Below are 24,355 nucleotides of genomic sequence, written 5' to 3'. Positions count from 1 at the left end.
CCCCAGGAATTCGACGTCGATGAGTAAGATCGCTGTGCGCAAAGCGTGGTTTCAGGTTCACAAATGGATCGGACTGATCCTCGCGATTCTGATCATCCCGCTGTCGGTGACCGGCGCGGCCTTGGTGTGGGATGACGCGCTCGATCATGTGCTCAACCCGGTGCGCTATGCGGTCACCGGGACAGACGAACTGGCCCCCGCCCGCTACGTCGCGGCGGCGCGCGAAATCCTCGCGCCCGAGGAGCGCATCGTCTCGCTGACGCTGCCGACAGACAAGGGTCCGGTGATCGTCACCGCCGCCAAGCCGGGCACGAGCCAACGTCTGCAAGGCCCGCCGCCCCGCACCACCGTCTGGATTGATCCGCCGACCGCACGCGTACTCGATTACGGCAATAGCGGCACTGGCCTGATCCGCACGATGCACATGATCCACGGCTCGATGCTGATCCCCGGGATCGGACGGCAGGTCGTCGGCTGGATCGGGGTGGCGATGCTGCTGTCCACCATATCGGGGCTGTGGCTGTGGTGGCCGACGGTCGGGCGCTGGGTGCGCGGCCTCAGGTGGAAGCGCCACCGCAACACCGACACCAATCTGCACCATCTGCTGGGGTTCTGGATCGCGCTGCCGCTGTTCGTGCTGTCGCTGACGGGTGCGTGGATTTCCTTCCCGAAATTCTTCGGCGGCGGCCCGAACACGATGGGAATGCGCCCCGGCGCGCCACGCCCGGTGCCGCTTGCCACGCCGAAACTGTCGGTCGATGCAGTCGTCGCGGCTGCGGAAACGACCAAGGTGCCCGGCGCCGTCAGCAAGGTGGAATGGCCGACCGATCGCAAGCCGGAATGGAAAGTGTCGTTCGACGGCACCCAGACCAGCGTCGCCGTCGCCGAGGCGGATGGTGCGGCCAAGGTCGAACCGGCCCGCCCAGAGGACACCGCCCGCCTGATGCGCCGAATCCACGACGGCACGCGGATGGGCCTGCTGTGGCAGATCGTGATCTTCCTGGGCGGCATCCTGCCGGCGATCCTGGCGGTGACCGGCATCATCATGTGGTGGCGTGCGCGGGGCTGGAAGGCGCAGTTGAAGGCGCGGATGGCGCGATAACGCCCAATCCTCCCCGCCACGGGGAGGTGCCAACCGCAGGCTGACGGTGGGGGCGTGCCACGAACGCTACGCCTGTGGCGCGCCCCCTCCACCATTCGCTAAATGCTCATGGTCCCCCTCCCCGTGCCGGGGAGGATTATCGTCCGAGTAACACCCGCGCCTGACCCGCAATCTGCGCCAGCATCGCGGCATTCGGCGCAGGCGCCAACCGGGCGCGATCGACCACCGCCTTGAACTGCGCGACACGGCCGGCGTTTTCGGTCAGCCAGGTTTCGACCCAAGCTTGCGGATCGCCGCTCGCGCCGCGCCCGAGGAACTCCAGCCGCAATTGCTGGAAATCGCGCGCCAGACCCGCGATCAACAGCCGCTCCCATGGATCGCTCGACGAAATGCGCGCGGCATTGGCCTGCGCCCAGTCGAGCCCGAGCGCTTGGCCCAACCGCGTAAAGGCGCGCGTGAGGACGGTCTCGTCGAGGCCGAGCCGCTCGCCCAGATCGGCCAGGCCGACCGCGCCGTCGAGTTCGAACAACCGCACGACCTTCTGCACCAATTTCTTCGGCGCCCCCGCCGTCTCCAGCGTCTCGGCGATGCGCGCGCTCTGCGCGCTCGCCTCGGCCAGCAACAACGCCTTGGTCTGCTTGTCGAGTTGCGCGATCCCCTTCGACAGCCGAGCGAGCGTAGCGCCCGGCCCAGTGCCGCTGCGCGTGACGCGGAGCAGATCGGCGATCTGCGAGCGCGTCGCGACGGCAACTTCATCGAACAAGGCAATCCGTGCCGCCTCGGGCATCGCCGCCGTCTCGATCTCGCGCCACAGCGTGGGCAAATCGAACAGCCGCTCCGCGACGACGAACATCGCCGCGATGTCGCTCATCGCGGCACCTTCTTCCTCGGCGAGTTCGAACGGGTAGAGCACGCCCATCCGGTTGACGATGCGGTTGGCAAGCTTGGTCGCGACGATTTCACCGCGCAGCCGGTGCTGGTCGATCGCCGCGCCGAATTTCTTCTGCATCGCGCGCGGGAAGGCGTCGCGCAGATCGGGCAGCAAATCGGGGTCGAGCCCCAACCCGGAGCGTTCGATCGACGCTTGCAACGCGAGCTTCGCCGTCGCCAGCAGCACCGCCAGCTCGGGACGCGTCAGGCCCCGCCCCTCGGCCGCACGGCGCAGCAGATCGTCATTCCCGGCCAGACCCTCGACCTTGCGATCGAGCGACCCGCTCGCCTCGAAGATTTCGATCAGCCGGACATAGCTCGGCACCGCCTGCGCGCCATCGGCCTCGGCGATCGACAAAGCGAGCGTCTGCAGCCGGTTATCCTCGAGCACCAGATGTGCGACATCGTCGGTCATGCCCGCCAGGAAGGTGTTGCGCTTTTCGTACGCCAAGCGCCCTTCGATCATCTCACGATTGAGCGCGATCTTGATGTTGACCTCATTATCCGAGCAATCGACGCCGGCCGAATTGTCGATGAAATCGGTGTTGATCCGCCCGCCATAGGCTGAAAACGCGATGCGCGCGGCTTGCGTGACACCCAGATTCGCGCCCTCGCCGATCGCGGTAACGCGCAGATCCTCGGCATCCACGCGCAGGCGATCGTTCGCCGGATCGCCGACCTGGATATTATTCTCGGACCGCGCCTTAACGTACGTGCCGATGCCGCCGAACCACAGCAGATCGACCGGTGCCTTCAGGATTGCCGAAATCAGCGCACTGGGATCGAGCTCGCTTTCCTCCACGCCCAACACGGCGCGGATTTGCTTCGACAGCTTGATCACCTTGTCGGTACGCGGAAACACCCCGCCGCCCTTGGAGATGAGCGACGCATCATAATCCGCCCAGCTTGAGCGCGGCAGCGCGAACATGCGGTTGCGCTCTTCCCAGCTTGCCGCCGGATCGGGATCGGGATCGAGGAAGATGTGGCGATGGTCGAACGCCGCGACGATCTTCAACGTTTTGGACAGGAGCATCCCGTTGCCGAACACGTCGCCCGACATGTCACCGCATCCAACAACGCGGATCGGCTGCGTCTGCACGTCCAGCCCGCGTTCGGCGAAGTGGCGCTGCACGCTAACCCATGCGCCCTTGGCGGTGATGCCCATCGCCTTGTGGTCATACCCGACCGACCCTCCGCTGGCGAAGGCATCGCCCAGCCAGAATTTGCGCTCGAGCGCGATTGCGTTGGCGACGTCGGAGAAGGTCGCGGTGCCCTTGTCAGCGGCGACGACGAAATAGGGGTCTTCGCCGTCATGAATCACGACATGCTCGGGATGGACCACCGCACCCTCGACGATATTGTCGGTGATCGACAGCAACGCGCGGATGAACACGCGGTAGCTTTCCGTCCCTTCGGCCAGCCACGCGTCGCGGTTCGTGGGCGGCGGCAACTGCTTGGGATAGAAACCACCCTTTGCGCCGGTCGGCACGATCACCGCATTCTTGACGCGCTGCGCCTTCATCAGGCCCAGGATTTCGGTACGGAAATCGTCGCGCCGATCGGACCAGCGAAGCCCCCCGCGCGCAACCGGCCCGGCCCGCAAATGGATACCCTCGATCCGCGCCGAATAGACCCAGATCTCGCGCCACGGAACGGGCGCGGGCAGGCCGGGGACGAGATGGCTGTCGAGCTTGAATGCCAGCGCTGCTTGACCCGCAGGGGCAAAGGCGTTGGTGCGCAGCGTCGCCGCGATCACCGATCGGATCGCGCGCAGGATACGATCGTCATCGATCGCCGAAACCGCATCGAGCCCCGCGTCGATCGCGGCATCGGCACTCTCGACCCCCTTGCCCTTGCGCGCCGGGTCGTGCGCCGCCGTGAAGCGATCGATCAGCGCGGCGGCAACCTTTGGTGCGCGCCGCAGCGCATCGACCACGGTGACCAGGCTGTAGGCCGATCCGGCCTGCCGCAAATAGCGGAACCAGGCGCGGAACAGCAGTACCGACGACGGCGCCAGCGCAGCATCGACGATCAGCCGGTTGAACGCATCGTTCTCGCCCTTGCCCTCCAGCACCGCCTGCACGGCGTTTTCGAGCACGGTCGGGTCGGCCGGCATCGCGCCGATTTCCACGAGAAAGTCGTGAACGAAGCCCTGCTGATCGTCGGTCAGCGCGGTCGGCACTTCCTCGATCACGCGGAAGCCGAAATTCTCCAGCACCGGCACCGCATCCGACAGCGGCAAGGCCCCACCGAGCCGGTAAATCTTCAGCCGCGCCGCGCCCGCATCGTCGCGGTACAGCCGCACCGATCGATCGTCCGACGTCTCCAGCCGCGCCAGGCGCTCGATGTCGCGCGCCGCTTCCTCGGCGGTATTGGCCGCGCGATACCCTTGCGGGAAGCTCGCGGCATATTTCAGCGCAAGCCGCGTCGCGCGCGCCGGATCGAGCAATTCGCCCAGCGCCGCCTCGACCGCAGGCACCCAGCCGCGGACCATACGCGCGATGCTGGCATCGAGCGCGGCGGTATCGGGCATCGTGCCCTCACCGCGAATGTCGAGCGTGAAGCGGATCAGCGCGGTGACATCGTCCATCGCCACCGCCCAGTTGAGCATGTGCGCCTTCGCCGCGGTCGCCAGCATCTCGCCGATCGCCACGCGGCGCGCGGTGGTCAAATCATCGCGCGGCAGCCACACGAACGCGAACAGATGCCGCCCCAGCACGCTGCGCACCAGCACCAGTTTCGGCCGCGGGCGATCGGCCAGCGACATGGCGGTCAACGCCACCTCTTCCAGCGCTTCGGGCATAAAAGCGGTGATCAGATCGTGCGGCAGCGCCGCCAGCGCATGAGTCAGCGCCTTGCCGGTATGGCTCGCCGGATCGAAGCCGAACTTCTTCTGCAGCGCGGCCAAATGCGCGCGGAGTACTGGCACATCCTGCGGCGCGGCGTTGAGCGCGGCGCTAGTCCACAATCCGGCATGGATCGACAGACCCGTGACCTTGCCCTTCTCCAGCACCGGCACGACCGCGAGATCGAGCGGCACATGGCGATGGACGCCCGAGATCAGGTTCGATTTGAGCAGCAGCGGCGCCGCGCCGCCATCGCTGAACCAGCGCATCGCCAGCGCGCGCGACGCTTCGGCGAGCAGCGGCACGGGTTGCGGATTGCGCGCGATGCCCAGCGTCGTCGCGGTCCCGCCGCGCCATCCCTCATAGCCGAGCAGCGTGAAATTCTTGTCGAGCAACCACGCGAGCAGCGCCGCGCCCTCGCCTTCCGGCAAGGTCGCGATATCGGCGGCCATCGCATCCTGCAGCGCGTGCCAATCCTGCACCGCGATTCGAACATCGGCGAGGTTATGCTCCAATGCCGCCACCAGATCGCGCCGCTCGCGCGCATCGGCCCGCTCCAATTCGATGTAGATCATCGATTCGGCCGCACCGTCATCGCCTACGCTGGTCAGCGCGCCGTCCGAATCGCGCGTGACGCGCACCACCGGGTGAATGATCCGGTCGATCGCGATGTCGAAGCTGCCGATCGTCGCCGCGATCGAATCGACCAGGAACGGCATATCGTCATTGACGATGGCGAGTCGCATCCGGCGGCGCGGATCATTGCCCGACAGCGGTTCCAGCGCGATCGTCGCGGTGGCGGCACTGCGGCGCTCGGCGGTGGCGGCGACAAAGGCCGCGGCCTCCGCCCGCTCGGCCTTGCCGAACCCCTGCAATTCGCCCGGAAGCGCACCTTTGGTCAGCCGGACAGCGAGCGCATCCGACAGCGATTTCAGCGTGGTTTTGGCCATGCCGGACCCTATGCGCCGGACGCTTCAGGACCTCAAGACTTGTGGCGCTGCAACATGCAGCACAAGACGATTCAGGCGGTCGCCGATCGCATCGCGCGTTCGGTCAGCGCATTGTCCCCCGCCATCGACGCGACGATATCGAGCGTCTCGCCATCGCGCACGCGCGCCAGCAGCACGACATACTGGCCATCGCCCGGCGCGGTTTCCAGCGCGACGCTGGCCAGTGCGGGGCGTTCGGCCAGCAGCGTGACCGGATCGGGCTTTGCCTTGGCCGCGGGAGCCCGCGCGAGCCGCTCGGCCTTGACCACGCCCTTCACCCCGCCCTCGAACGTGTCGAGAAACGCGCGCAGCGTACCAGCGGCCACGCCAATGCGCCGTGCATAGGACAGCACGGCAGCATATTCGGTCAGCCGCGTCTTGTCGTGATCCACGCCGAACACGAGCTTGACGATCGGCGTCATCGGCGCGCGCGTCTGCACCGCGATTCCCGCCATATCGAGCAGCGTTTCATACGCAACCGGATCGGCATCGGCGGCGGCGGCAAACGTGTGCGCGATGCTGAGCGCGCGGTACAGCGTGGTGCGGGTGCGCGTGTCGGCGGCACGAACGGCCGCGGCCGACTGCTGCGCGTGGGCAAGCTGCTCGTGCAACGTGCCACCGGTTGCGACCGACGCCTCCTCGTCCGGGACCGAGTCGCTCTCGTCCTGCAATTCCTCTTCTTCAGCGGAACTGCCCGTTTCGAACCCGGCGCTCGGCCCATCTGCCCACACCGGCGCGGTGGCGACCGAGGGCGGCGCGCTGCGCACCGCCGCGGCCACCTCGGCGTCGAGCTTCGCCTGCGCCTCGGCGTCGAGCAATTCCTTCCAGTTGATCACGCCGTAGATGAAATCGATCGAATCCTCGTCGGACGAGAACGGCATCAAAATGCCGCGATACATCGTGTTATAGCCACGCGTGCTGACGAATTCCGCCTCGAAGCCGATCGGCGCGCGGTTGGCGATGATCTGCAGATAATGGTCGGTCAGGCGCGACAGCAGCGACCGGCTAGGCACTTGCGCAATATGCGTGGTGGCCGAATTGAGATTGCACTCCTCGCGCAGGGCCTTGCCGAGATAGGCGATCGCCGGATTTTCGATTCCGGCGGAGAAATCGAGCAGGACGCTATGCGGGCCGAAATCGGCAATATTGGCGGGGTTCAGATCGGCGATCGACGGATAGGCGCGCCCACCGAGCAGAGAAACCCAATGATTATAGGCACGTACATGCATACGGCGTTCATCGGTACCGACCTCGATCTGCGTATCGGCGACCTCGCCTTCGTCGGCGGGCGCGGATTCGCTTTCGTCCAGACCGCTCCACTCGCTTTCGAATCCGCGAACACTGTCCATTGCGCAAACGCCCTACTTCGCCCGGACAGACCCAATACGGGCCGCCGTCACGCAACCGTTGTGCACGTGCCGTGGTAAACACCCGGTAAACCGGCGACGCTTTCGCAGCGTCATGCGAATAGGGGTTCGTCCGCGCTTGTCAGCCCCGACGCGACCTGATAACGCCCGCGCTCGCCACCGTCCCTCGGGACATGGCCGACGCCGCTTTAGCTCAGTTGGTAGAGCATCGCATTCGTAATGCGGGGGTCACAGGTTCGAGTCCTGTAAGCGGCACCATTTCAACATGCTGATTTTTCTTGGTTTTCTCAGCAATCGCGCTTCGCGCGACCCCTAGATCGACGATTTTGGTATCACGTTGGTATCGCAGGTGCACGCTGGTGTAACGACCGACATCGGCCCAGAACGCTTCCACGCCGGCGATAAAGTCTGCAAGATACTCAGGCCGCAGGTGACGATAGTGCCTCTGGTTGGTCCCGAGTCCGCGATGTCCAGCAGCTGTCTCGATTTGAGCCTCTGGCACGCCCCGGCGATGCATCTCAGTGCTGGCAGTGTGACGGAGCGTGTTCGGGGAGCCGATGCCCACCAGCTTAGGCCGCAGCGAGGTCTCGCCAAACTTACTCCGCGGAGGTAACCACAGCGGGGCGCCTGTTCGGTCAGTCGCCTGCTCGCAAAGGCCGGCAGCGATCAGCGTCTTTTCGAACGCGGTCTTTATGCTGTTTACCGGAACGAGAGTCGTTCGCTGCTCTCCCGTGGTGGGATCCACCGAGGGCTTGCGCCACTGAATTGCTCGACCGGCGTGCATCTCAAGCCATGGAGCGAGTGTCGGACATACGGGCACAATTGACCGCCGCTTCTTGGTCTGCTGTCGGCCAGGAGCGTTGAAAAATAGGGTCCCGTTGCGATGCTGGGTATCCTTATTCAACTCCAGCACAGCCTCTACGCGAGCGTTAGTGTTCAACATAATCATTATGAACATGTGAATGTGGCGGCGTTGCTCACAAGCCCACGCTGCTTCAAGAAGCGCAGCGACCTGATCGACCGTGTAAACAAGATCGCGTGGCTCGCTTTTGTCGCGCACGTCGGGCACGAACGGCACAGAAGCGATCATGTTTCGCTTCCAAGCCCAATTGAGAGGTTGACGCAGCGCCGCAGTATCACGGGAGATCGTGGCGGGGCTAACGCGATGCTGGGCACGCCAAGCATGAAAGCGTTCGACCAACGTGGTAGTAATGTCGGCCACGGTCGGCGGACCAAGCAAGCGCCCTGCCGCCTGCTCCGTCGCAAAAAACGATTGCCAATGAACTACGCCGTTCGCGTATCGAATTGGATCAGCGAGCTTCGGCTGAGCATGCTCAAGCAGCCAGTCGGCCATAAGCTTCTCAACATAGACAGTCTCGATCGCTGCCCTAGCTTGCGAACAGCGACGTTGCCCACCCCGTTCACAATCACAGATTTCACACGGGGTCGTATTGCGCGTCATAGACGATGCGGATTCCTAATAGCGACGGAAAACCGTCGGTTTTTGACCCCGTGTGCGATTGCGTGCTTACGAATCTCATAAAACTCGATGCACACCGGTCGGTGTTTCGAAGAGAGCAGGAAAAGGCAAAGCAAGCCGACGCGAAGCGGAGGCGAAGCTCATCGCCCCGCCGTAGGTGGGGCGATACACGCCGGTTGAAGAAGGATGATTGGAGCGCTTACCCTCCCTTCGGTCGGGTAAGGAGCTCGCCATCACTCCGTGATGGCTCGCTTTGTCGTTCGAAGGCGTATGTAAGACTCTTCGTTTGAAGTAGCTCAAAGCGGGGTACGCCACAGCAACGGCGACCAGACAGTGTGCCTCACCTCCAAGAGCCCGTCATTATCTCTCGTCGGCGTGATCAGCCCTAAGGGATCATAACCCGACCCATTCGAGATTCGATAGATCCTCGGTATCGGAGGATCGGCGCTCCCCAAACCGGCAGGTAATTCCTGAATTGAAGAACCGTCATTGCCGGTCTCAGCTCGCTTTGAACTGACGCTTGGTGCTCGTTCCGTCGAGTGGGGAGACGCATGCATTTCGTGCGCATGATCGATCGTGAGCAACTTATAAATCACTGCCATTTTCATCGATCGAGCCTCGACTGGGATACCGTGCGGTCGGGTTTGCCGTGCTGGAATGCGAAATGCCTAAGTCGTGACACCCGCGTCGAAGCTCTGCCGTTTAGTCAGGATCGGGTGGCGCTGCGACGCAAGCGCGCCGAAACAATCCTGATGAATCTCGCCCTCAAGGTGCTGAAAACCGCCGCCTACCGAGGGGATACCCAGGCGATCGCTACGCCTGAGGTTCGGCTGGCCCTGCGAGTGCTTTACCCTTATCTCGGCAATGACACGCTGCTAAGAAGATTTTGGGGTCTCGCGACAGCGGATAGGGGCATCTCGGACACCTGTCACCCGACGGTCGGCTGTATTGTCGGCATGCTTATTGAGCGCGGGTATGCGGTCGAGGCAGAGTTCTTAGGAACTCCTGGCACCTAAGGTTGCTTCGCTGCTCGGGTCGGGAACACCGGCCCGCGCACCGTCATCAAATCAGACGGGTAAGGCCGCTGTAGCGCCACGACATCTTCATAGCTGCCCCGCAACCATCGCTCGTGATCGTCGGCGTGCAGAATCGTAATCATCGCTTTTGGATGGATCGGCGCGACTAACTCGGTCGGATCGCAGGTCACCATGGTGAAGCCAGACCCCTTTGCGGTATGCTGCCAGAAGCCCGACACCGCGAAAAGCGGCTGGTCGGTAACCTGAAACCACATCTCGCCCTTCACCGGCTTCTTGTCGTCGCCGAGGTCGTGGGCTTCCGGGGTCCATTCGCAGAACTCGGTCAGCGGGACGAGACAGCGGTTCTCCGGCTTCTCCGCCAGGCGTCGCCATTGGGGCAGGCCCAAGTTGCGCACATTGGTCATCGGCCACGCCGCCCCACCGCCGAGCAAGTCCCACGACATGATGTCGAGCCCGCGCCCTCGCTCATCCTCGCGCACAACATAAGCCCGGCTTCGCGGCGTGAGTTCGACCGGGTTGAACCGATTGTCCATTGGCCGATCCGCTCCCCACACCGTCTGAAAATGGGTTTGAAGCGTTTCCGGCTCGTAGCTATTGCGAGCGCGATTGCACATGTTCAGTGGGTCCTATTGGATTTGGCGAGGCGGGTCACCCAAATCACAAGCCGCCATAATCTTTCCGATAGGAGTCGAACAGCGCGAGGCACTCTGCTTCGGATAACCCATGATGAGATTTGAGATACGCAATCGCACCACGGTATTCGGGAAGTCGATGTATCTCCACTCCATCCAGGTAAACTATGACTTCGCCGAACGGTCGCAATTCGCGTAACTTGAAGCGGCTCAATCTCCCCTCCTCCACTGTCCTGTCGCGCATACGGAGACCGTCGGGATCGGGGTACTCCGTTGATAGTTATGGCCATTCGTGCCGCCACAGTAGCGCCGATACGTGTCACTCGCGCTTTATGACCATAATGTGAAACGAGCCCTTGATCGGCACGGGTCGGCCGCCCGCGACCGTCGGCGGAGCAAAGCGCGCGGCTGGCAAATACATCACTCCGCTGGACGGATCTAGCGCACCAGTGCGTGCGCCGATCTCGGTCTTGAACGTCGTCGAAACAGAGTGGCCTACGGCGGAATCCAAGGCGACCGCCGACAAAACGCCGTCTTTGCCGCAGGGTATAAAGGCAAGCCGTCGGGCTGTGTCCATGATCACGGCATCCGGGCCGAGACCGATGGGAATCAGACTGGCAAGCTTGCCCGTTTTCGTGTTCACCAACGCGGCCTTGCCATTGGCGCAGGCGCTCAGGAGATGTCCGGTCTTTGCATCGAAACCGAGCCCGGTCGGAGAGGTACAGCCCGGCAGCGCGATCGCGCGACCGGCTTTTCCGGTCGCGAGGTTCGCCGTTTCGATCTCACTCTCATCCTCGTTGTTGACGTAAAGCGTATCGTCCGCGCCAAGCACGCCGAACTCGAGCCCTGGCTTCAATACGATCGTGCCGGTGACCTTTGCGGTCGCGACATCGATCAGCGACACGGTGCCGGCCTTGGCGTTCATCACCACCGCGCGCTGACTAGCGGCATCGTAGAAAGCGGCATCGGGGTCGCCGCCCACGGCGATCTTCGCGCGCTCGCTTCCGTCGCGCAGGTCAAGCAGGCGCACGCTGTCATCGCGACCGCTCGTCACCAGCAGGGTCGTGCCGCCGGGGATTGGGACTACCGCGTGGGCCTTCATGATTGCGCCGAACGAGCGCACGGCATCACCATGCAGCGGGTCGATTTCGGTCACGACATCGCCGTGCGCGACATAGACCCGATGCGTTTCGGGATCGACCTGTACATAGTCCCATCCGCCGTCCGGTCCGGCGATGGCGCGGTCGATTACGTACCGCGGCGCGGGGGCGGCAGAGATCGCGCTCCCTGCGGCAAGGATAAGCAGCAAGCGCTTGGCGAAATGCGGCATCGTGAAACCTCTTCGTGCCGAGGAGCGGCGTCGCGAAGGTGCCTGATGAGCCAGCGAGGAGCGAGCCGGAATCTCGATCACGCGCCAAGGTTGGGATTTTTCATAAATCGCTGTGGTTGAGTGCCCCGTTAACAAACATTGGGAAAACCAGTGGGGATCGGATCGCAGCGCACGCTATGATGATGCGATGGATGTTCTGCTTGCCGAAGACGATCTCGAAACAGCGGGCTTCGTCGCTGACGGGTTGCGTGTGCTGGGGCATAACGTTACACACGCCACGACCGGAGACGCGGCCTTGAAGGCCGCGACCGACGGAAGTTTCGATGCCGTCATCCTCGATCGGATGCTTCCGGGCATCGAGGGACTCGAAGTGCTGCGTGAACTGCGTGCGCGGTCCAACCGCGTGCCGGTGCTGGTGCTCACCGCGCTTGGCGGCATTTCCGATCGGGTCGATGGACTGGATGCCGGGGCGGACGATTATCTGGTCAAGCCCTTCGCTATGGTTGAACTTGCCGCGCGGCTGAACGCGCTCGCTCGGCGCTCTTCGGCAGCGGACGCGGTCACGCGCTTCGAGGTCGGCGATATTGTGCTCGATCTTTTGCGGCGAGAGGTGACCCGCGCCGGGCGCCCGGTCCTTTTGCAGCCGCGCGAATTTGCGCTGCTCGAACAATTGATGCGTCACGCCGGCCGGATCGTAACGCGAGCGATGTTCCTCGAACGCGTCTGGGGGTTTCACTTCGATCCGCAGACCAACATCGTCGAGAGCCATCTCAGCCGTTTGCGCACCAAGCTTCGAGAGGGTTTTGCCGACGATCCGATCGAGACAATTCGTGGATCAGGCTATCGGATACGCGTCGATGGCTAAGGTGAAATCCAGCGCGGCCCACCGTATCGCCTTCGTTTACTCTGCCGCTTTCGCACTGGCAGTCGTCTTCTTGGGTTTTGCCATGTACCTGGTCGCCGACGCCGATTTTCGCCGTCAGCAGGACGGGTTGGTCAAGCAGGAAGCAGCGAACCTCGCGCAGGAATATAACGACGGTGGCCTCCCTGACATTGCCCGAGCAATTGCTACCCGCGAGGCCGGGGGATCGATCAAAGCCTTTGGTTATGCGCTATTTGATCGCTCGGGCCGACGGGTAGCGGGGTCGCTTGATACGCCTAGACCGGCGCCTGGAGTTCATACGATCGTCTTCCGCGATCCGACCGAAGGCCTTGACAGTGCGCGCGCCGAAACGCGCCAGCTTGGTGGCGGATACCGCCTTGTCGTCGCGCGCGACACTGAGATCATGGAGGGAATTGATCGCACGATAATCCTTCTATTCGGGGCGGCGTTTGTTCTGGTTGTCGCGTTCGGAATCGTGGGCGCGTTGGCGTTGGGCGGCTATCTGCAACGGCGGCTTGAGGGGATCAGCGGGGTCGCGCGCGCGATCATGGCCGGCGACATGGCGCAACGGGTGAGCGTCGGCGGGCGCGGTGACGAGTTCGACGCCGCCGGGGCTGCGCTCAACACGATGCTCGATCGGATCGAGCAGTTGATGGACAATCTGCGTCAGGTATCCAGCGACGTCGCACACGACTTGCGCACCCCATTGCTTCGCCTCCGCAATCAGCTCGAACAGGTTGGAAAGGTGGACGGTGCCGCCGCACGTGCGATCGAATTAGGCGACGCTGTACTCGCGCTATTTGGCTCTTTGTTGCGGATTGCCGAGGTTGAGGGAGGCGGATTGGCACGGACCTTCGTGGCGATCGATCTCAGCTATCTGGTTTCGGAGATTGCGGAAAGCTTCGCCCCAGCTTTTGCCGACGGCGGGCGTTGCCTAGCTTGGTCGATCGCACCCGACGTTACAGTGCTCGGCGACCGTGAGTTGATTGCGCAGGCGCTGGTGAATCTGCTCGACAATGCACGGCTCCATACACCGTTGGGGACAAAGATCGACATTCTGCTGGTTGCAGCAGACGATACGACGGTGCGACTGGAGGTCTGCGATAACGGGCCGGGCGTTCCGTTGTCGGATCACGCGCGGATTCTCCAGCGCTTCGCGCGCGGCGAGGCAAGCCGGACCACCCCTGGTAATGGTTTGGGCCTGAGCCTCGTCGCTGCCGTGGCATCCGCCCACGGTGGCAAGGTGGTCGTCTCAGATAATCACCCAGGCCTGCGCGTATCGCTTGCGCTGCCGAAAGCGGCCGGATGAAGCGACTGATGCTTCCCCTGCTGCTGCTCAGCGCATGTGCCAGCTACACGCCCGATCCGCTCGGAACGGCGCCAGCAGCGCGCGCCGATCTCGCTCCGGTGACCTTCGATCTAGCGCAGCCACTCGACAGCACGGCCATTGCCACCCTTGCGGTGCTCGGCAATCCTGATCTTCGCGCGGCCCGTGCACGTGCAGGCGTGGCCGATGCGCAGGTATTCGCCGCCCGGCTGCTTCCCGATCCAACGCTTACCTTGGGCGTCAGCCAAGTTCTGGCCGGTCCCGATCCTTTGCTCGATTTGACGAGTGCGCTCGGTTTCGATCTCAACACGCTGCGCACGCGCGGCGTTCGGCTTGCCCAGGCGCGCGCGGCGGCGCAGCAGGTGCGGCTCGATCTGGCATGGGCCGAGTGGCAAACGGCGGGCCAGGCGCGGCTGCAAGCCGTACGCATCGTCGCGTTGGAGCGCAGCGTCCTTCTTGCCGCAGCGTCGCGCGACACCGCGCGCTCCCTGCTCGACCGCGTCACGCGCGCGGCTGGGCGCGGCGATCTCGCGGCGGACCAAGTGCAGGCCGCCCGGCTCGCCGCCGCCGATGCGGAGGTCAAGGCGCGCGCGAGCGAGAAAGACCTCGCGACCGCGCGCTTCGAATTGACCAGACTGCTGGGCTTGCCGCCTTCAACAATTTTGCGGCTCGCTCCCGTCATCAACCATGACCGCCCGCTAGATCCGACAAGGCTGTTCGACACTGCCCGGACCAGTCGCACCGATCTGCGGGCGCTTGAGGCGGGTTATACCGCGCAGGAAGCCGCGACGCGCAAGGCAGTGCTCGATCAGTTCCCGACGCTTGGTCTCAGCATCGCTTCCAACCGCGACACGGCTGGGAATGTGATCGTCGGGCCTTCGGTCGATTTCACTTTGCCGCTGTGGAACCGCAATCGCGGCGGAATAGCGATCGAGCGCGCGACACGCGCCGCGCTCAAGGCTGAATACGACGCGCGCCTGTTTCAAACGCGCGCGCAGATCGCCGCAGCCGTAGTCGGGATCACAATCGCCCGGCGGCAACGCGACGCGGTGCTCCGCGATATGCCGGCCGCCCACCGTTATGCCGAAGCGACGCGCCGCGCCGCCACACGCGGTGATTTGTCGATCGCGACTGCCGAAGCCGCCGAGCAGGCAGAACGCGACAAGCAGGCACTTCTTTTGCAAAGCGAACAGGACATTGCCGAACAGATGATTGCGCTCGAATTGCTCACCGGCACGCTGAGAGAGGCTTGGACGTGACCCGGAAATCCACGGTGCTGCTGACCGCATTGCTGCTCGGTGCCTGTTCAGGTGCCGCAGAAGAGGAAGAGGCTGGGTCCGCGCCGGTCGCGCTCGTCTCACTCGGTCGGGCCGAACCGGGTGCGCTGGCCGAGCAAGTGACGCTTTACGGCTCGGTCGAGGCGGGGCCGGGTGGCAGATTGACGGTGTCGGCACCGGCTGAGGCCACCGTCGTTTCGATCGCTGCTCCCGTGGGGACGCGCGTTGCCGCGGGGGCGGTTGTCGCGCAGCTTGCCGCATCACCGACGACGGAGGTGGAGTTGGTCAAAGCGAGAAGCGACGCGCAGGCCGCCAACGCCGCGCTCGCGCGCGCGGAGCGGCTGAGAGCCGATGGGCTGGGCAGCAATGCCGAGGTTGAAACGGCGCGCGCCACCGCGACCAGCGCCAACGCCACGCGGGTCGCAATGGCTGCGCGCACCGGTGCCCTGACGTTGCGGGCGCCATCCGCCGGGATCGTCGAAACAGTGACCGCTTCGCCGGGCGACCTCGTTCAGCCGGGCGCGGCAATTGCCACAATCACGCGCGCCTCGGATTTCCGGGCCCGCTTCGGGGTCGATCCCGCGCTCGCCAGGATCTTGCATCCGGGTTCGGTGCTGCACATCGTCGCCAGTGGAGTCGAAGCGACGTTCGACGTGCCCGTCGAGACGATCAATCCCGCCGCCGATCCGCAGACGCGCCTCGCATCGGTGTTCGCGCGCATTCCGGCCGCTACCGGCATCGGTGCGGGCCAGACGGTGCGCGCGACGGCCGACGGCGCAGCGCAGAGCGCGGCGCAGTTGACCATTCCCTATGCCGCTTTGCTCGACGATGGCGGACAGGCCTATGTCTATGTCGTCGCGGGCGGGGTCGCGCATCGCCGTGACATCACCGTCGGCGCGGTGCGCGGCGACCGGGTCGCGGTGTCGGGCTCGGTGCGGGCGGGGGACGCGGTGGTCGTCGCAGGCGGAACCGCAGTCGAAGACGACATGAAGGTTCGAACCAAGTGACCTTGGCAATCGAGCGACATGCTCGCGCGCTGTGCCTGGCGGCCGCGCTGGTCGTGCTCGGCGGGGTGTTTGCAGCGACGCATCTGCCAGTCAGCCTGTTCCCGCACATCGATTTTCCGCGCGTCGTCGTCTCGATCGATGCGGGCGAGCGCGACGCGACGCAAATGGCGGCGGAGATCACGCGCCCGATCGAGACCGCGCTGCGCAGCGTTCCCGGCGTCAGCCGGATCCGCTCGACCACCAGCCGCGGCGCGGCCGAAGTCGCGCTCGATTTTCCGTGGAAGCAGGACATGGTCGCCGCGACGCTCGCGACGCAGGGTGCGTTGGCGAGCGCGCTGCCCGATTTGCCGGCAGGCACCCGCTTCGAAGTGCGCCGCTCCGATCCGACGATTTTCCCGGTGCTCGGGATCGCGCTCACCTCACCCTCGCTCGACCAGAATGCGCTCCGCCAGATCGCCGCGTTGCAAGTTCGCCCGGCACTTGGTGCGGTGGAGGGCGTGGCGGGTATCGACATCCTCGGCGGTGCACCGCGCGAGCTTGCGGTTGATGTCGATCCGGCCAAGGCGCAGGCGCTCGGACTTTCGCTCGATGCGATTGCCGCTGCATTGGGCAAGGCGAACAGCGTCACCGGTGTGGGGCGGCTGGAGGATCGCCACCGGCTTTATCTCGTGCTCGCCGAAAACCGACTGAGCGGGATTGCCGATATTGCCGCGACCCCGGTTAAGGCCGGTAGCTCTGCGAGCGCTGGGCTCGTGACGCTCGGGCAGATCGCCGACATCCATCCCTCGGTCGCCCCGGGTTTCACCAAGGTCACATCCGGCGGGCGCGATGCGGTGCTGGTCAATATTCGTCAGTCCCCTGATGGCGACAGCGTACGAATCGTGCGAGAGGTCGATCGCCGCCTGAAAGCACTCGGTTTACCGCCGAGCGTGACGGTCACGCCCTTTTACGACCAATCCGAACTTGTCTCCGCCGCCGCCGATGCAGTGCGCGATGCCATCCTGCTCGGCGCAGTGCTGGCGGGCGTCGTGCTGTTCGTGTTCCTGCGCTCTAGCCGGCTGATGCTGATCACCGGGCTGATGCTGCCCGCCGCGCTCGCGGGCACCTGCCTATTGCTGTTCGCGTTCGGCATGAGCTTCAACATGATGACGCTGGGCGGGATGGCGGCCGCGGTCGGGCTAGTGGTCGACGATGCCGTGGTCATGCTCGAACATATCATGCGGCGCTTGCAGGAGGGAGGGACCAAGGTCTCCGCCGCCGCTGCCGAAATGGCGCGTCCCTTGTTAGGATCGACCGCCGCGACGATCGTCGTGTTCACGCCGCTCGCCTTCGTCAGCGGCCTGACCGGTGGGTTCTTCAAGGCGCTGGCGCTGACGATGGTTGCGGCATTGGGGCTGTCGCTGCTGTTCGCGCGCTATCTGCTGCCGCTGGTCGCGGCGCGCTGGGTGCGGGCGACGGATATCGCGGCGGCGGACCGCGCGGGGGCTTCGCTCCAGCCGCTCGACCGGATCAATGCCCGCGCCGCCGAACGCGCACTCGCGCGCCCGGGATTGTTCGTCGCCTTGCTCGGTATCGGGCTGGCCTTGCTCGGAATTGCGGCCTGGGGTCATGTGCCGTCGGGTTTCATGCCCGCGATGGACGAAGGCGGTTTCATTCTCGATTACAAAGCGCAATCGGGTGCCGCATTGTCCGACACTGACCGGCTGCTGCGCCAGGTCGAGCAGATCATCACTGCGACGCCAGAAGTGGCGAGCTATTCTCGGCGGACCGGCGTGCAATTGGGCGGCGGTCTGACGGAGGCCGATGAGGGTGATTATTTCATCCGCCTGAAAGGCGGCTCCCGCCGTCCGATCGAAACGGTGATGGCCGACATCCGGCAGCGGGTTCAGACGCAAGTCCCCGGCCTCGAAATCGAAACCGCGCAGTTGATGGAGGATCTGATCGGCGATTTGACCGCCGTGCCACAACCGGTCGAGGTGAAGTTGTTCGGCGACGATCCCGCTGCGCTTGAGGATGCCGCCAAGCGTGTCGGGGTGGCAGTCGGCAAAGTGCCGGGGATCGTCGAGGAGGTCGATGGATTGCGCGTCGCGGGCGACGCCTTGGTGGTCAAGGTCGATCCCGCGGCGGCGCTCCAGCACGGTCTCGATCCCGCAACGGTGTCGAGCCAGCTGGACGCGCTGATCGGCGGAGCGACGGCGACTAACGTGCGGATCGGACAACAATTTGTCACCGCGCGCGTGCGTGCGCCGCTTGCGCTGCGAAGCCGCGCGGCTGATCTGGCACAGCTCCCGCTTGTGGCACCCGACGGGCATGTCGTACGGGTCGGGCAAATCGCGATCGTCTCGGTTGCCGCCGGGCAAAAGCAAATAACGCGCGAGAATCTCGCGCCTTTCATCGGCGTCACAGCGCGGCTCGAAGGGCGCGATCTGGGCTCGGGAATGCGGGACGTACGCCGCGCGGTGGCGACGTTGCATCTGCCTGCTGCAATCCGTGTGGAATATGGCGGTCTTTATGCGCAGCAGCAGCAGAGTTTTGCGGACCTCACGGTCGTGTTCGTAGCGGCACTGCTGTTGACCGCACTGTTGCTGACCTTCCTGTTCGAACGGCTGAGCTGGACGCTGGCGGCGATCGCAACGGTGTTGCTGTCGGCGGCCGCGGTTTTGTGCGGCTTGTGGCTTACAGGCATCGAGCTCGATATTTCGGCACTGATGGGGCTGACGATGGTGATCGGGATGGTGAGCGAGCTTGTCATCTTTTTCCTCGCCGAACTGCCGCGCGGTGGGGCGATCGATCTCACCCATCTGCGCGCGGCTGGGGAAAAGCGACTGCGCCCGATTCTCATGTCGGCGCTGATCGCGATCCTGACGCTGGCGCCGCTTGCGCTGGGGGTCAGCCGCGGCGCCGGACTACAAAAGCCGCTGGCGACCGCGATCATCTTTGGGCTCAGCGCGGCGGTGCCATTGGTGCTGCTGTTCCTCCCCGCGATGATCGCAGTGCTGACGCCGCGGCGGGCCTAACGCTGCGCGACGCCACTTTCGACCAGTTCGCGGCGCGCCGTGTCGAAGGCGGTACGGAACGCGGGCTTCGTCATCAGACGCTCGGCGATCAGCAGCCCGAGCATTTGCCCGGCGCTCACGTCGCTCCGAAAATGCTGTTCGCACACGATCCGGCTCTGGCCATAGCGCGCCGCGCGCGCGAGCAGCGCCTCGGCCTTTTCCGGGACCAGCCGCGCCAGCGTCTCGGCCATTGAGAACGCCATTGACGTGTGACCACTGGGATAGCTCGACAGCGGATCGTCATTGCGCTTGCAGGCCTTGAGCGTCGGATCGGACACATAGGGCCGCGCGCGACGGAAATGCTCCTTGCCGCGATCGACCGTCGCCTTCTCGCTCGCCCGCACTGACGCCATCAGCGCGGCGGTCGCGGGCAACCGCGTCAGGTCAAATTTTGGGCCAAGCACTTCCGCGAAAATCGACGCATTCTTGGTATCACCATCCCGACGCGCGTCGGCCTCGGTCGCTGGGTCGCGGTTCTCGAATGCACGCAGTTCGACAAGCTCAGCGGCCGCCTGCGGACTGCCAACCGCAGGCGGGGGCGGCAACACCAGCGTGGGATCGAGATCCCGCGCGGTAAGCAGCGACGGGACTTTCGCCGCAGGAGCGGCAGCGACGCAGAGCAACGCTGCGGCGATCAAACCCCGCTGCATCAGAATTTGTAGGTCACCTGGCCCGTGATCGCACGGCCGGGCTGGTAATAGACTTGCGACGTGTTGACGTTGAGTGGCGTGCCCGAGATCTGGTTGATCTTCTGGGAGTCGAGCAAATCGGTCACGTCCAGGCCGACGCGAAATGGTCCGATGTCATAGCTCGCAGCGAGATTGACCGTGTTGTAAGGGCTGATCCGCGTCAGGTTCGCAAGGTCGGCATATTGCGGGCCGGTCCATTTGTCGGTGATCGAGAAACGATACGGGCCATGCTTGAACAAAACACCGCCAGCAGCGGTGGACATCGGCGCCTTTGCGATCGTGGTCCGCGGCACGATCACATTGGTGACCGGGTTGGTGTACACTACCGTCTTGGCGTAGTTGCGGGAGGCGTTCGCAAAGATGGCGAGGCCATTGCTAAACGCATAGGTCACCTGACCCTCGACGCCCTTATACAACGCGCCACCGATATTGGTGAAGATTGTTCCCAGATTCTGGCTCGATGTGTCAGTATAACTGAAAAATTTGTTCGTGAAATTAATGATATAGACGTCGGCATCGATCGACAGATGGCTGCCGTGATAGACCGCGCCGACCTGATAGTTGGTCGATTTCTGTGGTTCAACGTTGGAGAACGTCGTGTTCGCGACATAGAGCTGGCTGAGCGGCGGGGCGAGAAAGCCCTTGGCATATTGGCCGTAGACCGAAAGGTTCGAGGTTGGCTGGTAATTGACCGTCACGAACGGCAGATCGGCAGTGTAATCGTTGGAATTTCGCTGCGCATAACGTGTCGTCTGATTATAGGCGGCATCGATCTTGCGGCCGAAATCGACATGCTTGAAACCGGGCGTGATTTTGAGACCCGCGATCGGTCGCAGTTCGAGTTCGGCAAACTCCTCGGTATGGTTGCCCTGCGAATTCTGGTCGAACTTTATGTAAAGTGGCGTCACCTGGCCGGGGTTCAGGCCGGTCGCCGGTGCCGTCACGGCCTTCTCGACATAGTTGAAGGCACCCGTGGTCAGATCGACGTCGCGTTGCTGGCGATAGGTGTTGCTGAACTCAAGCCAGGCACCAACGGTAAGCGTCGCGAACGCGGTCAGATCGGCGCGCAGTTTGATAATGTCGCCGAACACACGGTATTTATTGGTCTTTGTGTAGCCGGGAACGTTGCCGATAATCTTCGTTTTTCCGTCGGCCGCGACGGTATTGTAGACTGTTCCCGGTAAGGTCGTAACGTCATTGGCCGATAGCGTTTCGTTGTCGTAATAATATGTAAAAGCGCGATTTTCGAAGACAACGCCCGGTGCGAGATTGGCTTCAAGCTTGATGATCTCGAAATCGGTCGTCTTTAGCGTGCGGTTATAGCCATAATATTGCGACGTCTTGGGGTCGTCGTTCAGCGCATAATATTTGCCGAATAGTGCCTGCTGCGCGAGCGTCGAGCCGTCGCTGTCGGCCTGGTTGAAATGGTTCTTGTTGAACGTGCCGAGCAGCGTGAGCGTCACGTCTGGTCCGAGCGGAACGATGACCTTTCCGAACAGATTGTAATTCTCGTACTTTGAAAAGCTCGAACGGCCGTCGCTGTGGACGTACTGGCCCGTGAAGACCGCACTTGCGCCGCCGAGCTTGTCCATTTTGCCGGTCTGCACGATCGCGCGGCCGAGATAGGTGTTGAAGCTGCCATAGGTCGCCTCGACCGACCCGCCAAAGTTATCGCGCGTGGCGCGGCTGAAAAGGTTGAAAGTGCCGCCGAACGTCGCCTGGCCGAGCTGGCTGGCGTTGCCGGGTCCGCGATCGACCACCAGCGTTTCGATCGTGTTCGACGGGAAGAACGTCGTTGAGTGGTGCGTCGGATCGTTGGTGTCGCCGAACGGCACCCCATCGTAGGTGATGTTATATTCGCCGTCCTGGAAACCCCGGATCTGTGCCTTCGACTCAGACAGGCCGATGCCGTTGTTGCCGCCGTAGTTCGACACGCTTGGCGTGATCAGTGCGATCTGATTGAAATCGGCCGTAGCGGGCAGCGAATCTTCGATAAACGAGCGCGACACGATCGCTTGCGGTTGGGTCGTCTTGAGTGAGGCGGTAACGGGCGCGAGTTCGTTCGCTTTGGTCGCGGTGACGACAATGTCGGATCCTTCCGCGATCGCGTCCTTCTGCGTTTGATCTGCGCTGGTTGGCGCAGAAGCAGTTGGCGCTACGGGAGCGGTCGCGGCTTGAGCGGCACCGGCGGTCAGCGCGGCGGCAAGCGCGAGCGCGCTGCTGCCCCGGCGCACGCGCGCCGTGGTGAGTTTCAACATTGTGATTTTCCCCTTGAGCGGCGTCGGTCCCGGTGGCGCTTGCGGTATGAGCCGCCCGTGACAATTTCGTTGCGAAACCGTGTCATTCGCGAGATTGGGAAATTGTAACGTGGAATGGGCAGTCGATCGCTATCAGGCGTCGAAAGTAACCTCGATCGCGAAGCCATGTGCCTGATCGACTGCGATGGTTCCCCCAAGCGCTGCGACGATTGCGGAAACCATCGCGAGGCCCAGGCCGTGTCCGTTGGTTGAACGGCTGCGGTCGCCGCGGGTGAAGCGCTGAAATAACGTCGGTGCGAGTCCCGGGGACACGCCCGGACCGTCATCCGCGACGCTCAAGCGAACGCCGCGGTCAACCCGGGCTAGGATGGCCTTCACCGTGGTGTCGGTGGGCGTGTGTGTTATCGCGTTGTCGAGCAGATTGCTCAGGAGTCGCTGGAGCAATCGGCGGTCACCTTTGATCGTGATGCCCGGCTCGATGAAAGTTGCAAATCGATGCCCGCTGACCTCCATCACCGGTTTATAAACCTCGGCAAGATCGGTCACGAGCACGCTGAGCGACACGTTGGTGAAATGGGCGCGCGCGCTCATGCCCTCGACCTCGGCGATCCGCAGCAGTGCGGCGAAAACTTCCAGCAAGTCCCGCGCCTCGGTCGCGGCGGCTTCGATCGCTTCGCGCTGAACGCCGCGGTCGTTGCTCGCCAGCGCTTCGTCGAGACGATTGTGCAAACGTGTGAGCGGTGTGCGCAGGTCATGGGCGACGTCGCTCGACACCTGGCGGAGATTGTCCATCAGCCCGCCGATCCGGTCGAGCATACGGTTGAGCGTGGTGGCAACCCCGTCGAATTCGTCGCCGCCGCCGATGACCGGCACCCGCCGTGCGAGATCGCCATCGATGATCGCGAGCGCGGTCCGGTCGATCCGGGCAAGCCGGGCACGTGTGACTGCGCCGACGATCCAGGCGGCGGCAATTCCCAGCAACAGCATCGCACCGAACGCGCCAGCGAACAGCCGCAACAATGTCGCATCCATCTCGTCGATCACCGCGCGGTCGGCGGCAACGAGCAGCCGATGGCCGCTAGGTAATTTCGTGGTCAGCGACTGCGCGATGCGGCGCTGGCCAGCCTCTGTGTACGGGAGCAGTTCGACGTAGCCCGGCGTCGTCGGCACGCGCGCCGCTAGCCGCCCGGCGACCGGGCGACCAGCGGCATCCACCAGCCGGTAACCGAGGCTCGCGGTGCTGCGCGCTGCCTCGCGGCGACGGATCGCAGCGGTAATGCCGTCCGAGCCGTCGTCGCCCTCGTCGATCAGCGCCTGCGTCTCGGCGGCGATTCGGTGATCCAATTGCTGTTCGAGCGCTTCGTGCGTCGTCTCGAACGCCACGACGCCGATCGCCAGCGTCGCAAGCGCAAAGGCAATGGCGACCAGTGCGACAAGCCCAAAGGTGCCGCGCAACCACCGACGCATTATCCGCCCCGGATCATGTAGCCGGCGCCGCGCACGGTTTCGATTGGGTCGGTATCGAACCCGGCGTTGAGCTTCGACCGCAATCGGCTGAGATGTGTCTCGACGATGTTCGTTTTGGGATCAAAGTCGAAATCCCAAACGCGCTCGAGCAGCATGGTGCGGGTCATGATGCGCCCCGCATTGCGCATTAGTTCGGCAAGAAGCACGAATTCGCGGGGCTGGAGCACGACCCGGCGACCAGCACGCAGCACCGTGCGGCGATCGAGATCGACTACAATATCGCCGACTGCCAGCCGCGCCGGTGCTACCGAAGCCGCTGGTCGCCGCCCGAGTGCCATTACACGCGCGGCGAGCTCGCTGAACGCGAAGGGCTTGACCAGGTAATCGTCGGCACCACTCTCAAGGCCCTCGACCCGGTCGGCGATGCCATCGATCGCGGTCAGCATCAGAACTGGCGTAGTGTCGCCCGTCGCCCGCAGCGCTTTGACCAGCGCGAGCCCATCCAAGCCGGGGAGCATCCGGTCGACGACCAAAGCGTCGAACCCGCCCTCGGTCGCCTGGAACAGGCCATCGCGACCATCGCCACTGGCCACGATCTGGTGCCCTAATTCGGTGAGGCCACGGGCGACGAAGCGGTTGGTGTCGGCGTCGTCTTCGACGATCAAAATGCGCATCGCG

16 protein-coding genes and 1 tRNA gene are annotated in these 24,355 nt (G+C 63.9%); 8 read left to right on the top strand and 9 right to left on the bottom strand.

What is annotated here, in order from left to right; genetic code table 11:
• Positions 1 to 19: 19 nt before the first annotated feature.
• Positions 20 to 1,102, top strand: a complete 1,083-nt coding sequence (locus AB5I39_RS10340; protein ID WP_404366167.1) for a PepSY-associated TM helix domain-containing protein — start codon at positions 20 to 22, stop codon at positions 1,100 to 1,102.
• A gap of 136 nt (positions 1,103 to 1,238) precedes the next feature.
• Here AB5I39_RS10340 and AB5I39_RS10335 read toward each other — a convergent pair whose 3' ends face one another.
• On the bottom strand, positions 1,239 to 5,828 hold the full coding sequence (locus AB5I39_RS10335; protein ID WP_404366165.1) for an NAD-glutamate dehydrogenase: 4,590 nt from the start codon (positions 5,826 to 5,828) through the stop codon (positions 1,239 to 1,241).
• Positions 5,829 to 5,899: 71 nt separating this feature from the next.
• On the bottom strand, positions 5,900 to 7,216 hold the full coding sequence (locus AB5I39_RS10330; RefSeq protein ID WP_404366162.1) for a hypothetical protein: 1,317 nt from the start codon (positions 7,214 to 7,216) through the stop codon (positions 5,900 to 5,902).
• A 200-nt stretch (positions 7,217 to 7,416) separates the two neighbouring features.
• Here AB5I39_RS10330 and AB5I39_RS10325 point away from each other — a divergent pair.
• Together AB5I39_RS10325 and AB5I39_RS10320 are read left to right on the top strand one after the other, a co-directional pair.
• Positions 7,417 to 7,492 (top strand) — tRNA-Thr (locus tag AB5I39_RS10325).
• Between the two features lie 1,773 nt (positions 7,493 to 9,265).
• On the top strand, positions 9,266 to 9,730 hold the full coding sequence (locus tag AB5I39_RS10320; RefSeq protein WP_404366159.1) for a hypothetical protein: 465 nt from the start codon (positions 9,266 to 9,268) through the stop codon (positions 9,728 to 9,730).
• On the opposite strand, the gene AB5I39_RS10315 is transcribed toward AB5I39_RS10320, so the two are convergent.
• The 3 genes from AB5I39_RS10315 to AB5I39_RS10305 form a co-directional block, all read right to left on the bottom strand.
• A complete protein-coding gene (locus tag AB5I39_RS10315) occupies positions 9,727 to 10,365 on the bottom strand; it encodes an SOS response-associated peptidase family protein (RefSeq protein WP_404366156.1) in 639 nt (212 codons plus the stop codon). The two genes, AB5I39_RS10320 and AB5I39_RS10315, sit on opposite strands and share 4 nt — an antisense overlap.
• 43 nt (positions 10,366 to 10,408) lie before the next feature.
• A complete protein-coding gene (locus AB5I39_RS10310; RefSeq protein WP_404366154.1) occupies positions 10,409 to 10,597 on the bottom strand; it encodes a hypothetical protein in 189 nt (62 codons plus the stop codon).
• 105 nt (positions 10,598 to 10,702) lie between these two features.
• Positions 10,703 to 11,713, bottom strand: coding sequence for a YncE family protein (locus tag AB5I39_RS10305; RefSeq protein ID WP_404366151.1), 1,011 nt, complete (start codon positions 11,711 to 11,713; stop codon positions 10,703 to 10,705).
• Between the two features lie 187 nt (positions 11,714 to 11,900).
• On the opposite strand from AB5I39_RS10305, the gene AB5I39_RS10300 reads away from it, so the two are divergent.
• The 5 genes from AB5I39_RS10300 to AB5I39_RS10280 are packed head-to-tail and all read left to right on the top strand — an operon-like array spanning position 11,901 to position 19,224.
• Positions 11,901 to 12,578, top strand: a complete 678-nt coding sequence (locus AB5I39_RS10300) for a response regulator transcription factor (RefSeq protein ID WP_404366148.1) — start codon at positions 11,901 to 11,903, stop codon at positions 12,576 to 12,578.
• Positions 12,544 to 13,905, top strand: coding sequence for an ATP-binding protein (locus AB5I39_RS10295; RefSeq protein ID WP_404366145.1), 1,362 nt, complete (start codon positions 12,544 to 12,546; stop codon positions 13,903 to 13,905). Before AB5I39_RS10300 ends, AB5I39_RS10295 begins: the two co-directional genes overlap by 35 nt.
• Positions 13,902 to 15,182, top strand: a complete 1,281-nt coding sequence (locus AB5I39_RS10290) for a TolC family protein (RefSeq protein ID WP_404366142.1) — start codon at positions 13,902 to 13,904, stop codon at positions 15,180 to 15,182. Before AB5I39_RS10295 ends, AB5I39_RS10290 begins: the two co-directional genes overlap by 4 nt.
• Positions 15,179 to 16,207 carry an efflux RND transporter periplasmic adaptor subunit gene (locus AB5I39_RS10285; RefSeq protein WP_404366139.1) on the top strand — a complete coding sequence of 343 codons (1,029 nt, stop codon included), beginning with the start codon at positions 15,179 to 15,181 and terminating at the stop codon, positions 16,205 to 16,207. Before AB5I39_RS10290 ends, AB5I39_RS10285 begins: the two co-directional genes overlap by 4 nt.
• Positions 16,204 to 19,224 carry an efflux RND transporter permease subunit gene (locus AB5I39_RS10280; protein ID WP_404366137.1) on the top strand — a complete coding sequence of 1,007 codons (3,021 nt, stop codon included), beginning with the start codon at positions 16,204 to 16,206 and terminating at the stop codon, positions 19,222 to 19,224. Before AB5I39_RS10285 ends, AB5I39_RS10280 begins: the two co-directional genes overlap by 4 nt.
• On the opposite strand, the gene AB5I39_RS10275 is transcribed toward AB5I39_RS10280, so the two are convergent.
• The 4 genes from AB5I39_RS10275 to AB5I39_RS10260 form a co-directional block, all read right to left on the bottom strand.
• Complete coding sequence (locus AB5I39_RS10275) at positions 19,221 to 19,913, bottom strand: phosphatase PAP2 family protein (protein ID WP_404366134.1); 693 nt, start codon at positions 19,911 to 19,913, stop codon at positions 19,221 to 19,223. The genes AB5I39_RS10280 and AB5I39_RS10275 overlap by 4 nt on opposite strands.
• Positions 19,913 to 22,210, bottom strand: coding sequence for a TonB-dependent receptor (locus AB5I39_RS10270; RefSeq protein WP_404366131.1), 2,298 nt, complete (start codon positions 22,208 to 22,210; stop codon positions 19,913 to 19,915). Before AB5I39_RS10270 ends, AB5I39_RS10275 begins: the two co-directional genes overlap by 1 nt.
• 132 nt (positions 22,211 to 22,342) lie before the next feature.
• Entirely contained in the window at positions 22,343 to 23,677 is a 1,335-nt protein-coding gene (locus AB5I39_RS10265) for an ATP-binding protein (RefSeq protein ID WP_404366128.1), read from the bottom strand.
• The gene (locus tag AB5I39_RS10260) at positions 23,677 to 24,351 is read right to left on the bottom strand and encodes a response regulator transcription factor (protein WP_404366125.1); all 675 of its coding nucleotides are present in this window, start codon (positions 24,349 to 24,351) and stop codon (positions 23,677 to 23,679) included. The genes AB5I39_RS10265 and AB5I39_RS10260 overlap by 1 nt, the downstream gene beginning before the upstream one ends.
• Positions 24,352 to 24,355 lie beyond the last annotated feature (4 nt).

The sequence above is a fragment of the Sphingomonas sp. MMS24-J45 genome, assembly GCF_044881195.1.
Lineage (GTDB): Bacteria > Pseudomonadota > Alphaproteobacteria > Sphingomonadales > Sphingomonadaceae > Sphingomonas.
Note: the sequence above shows the minus strand (reverse complement) of the source record. Positions and strands in the feature narration are given on the sequence as shown.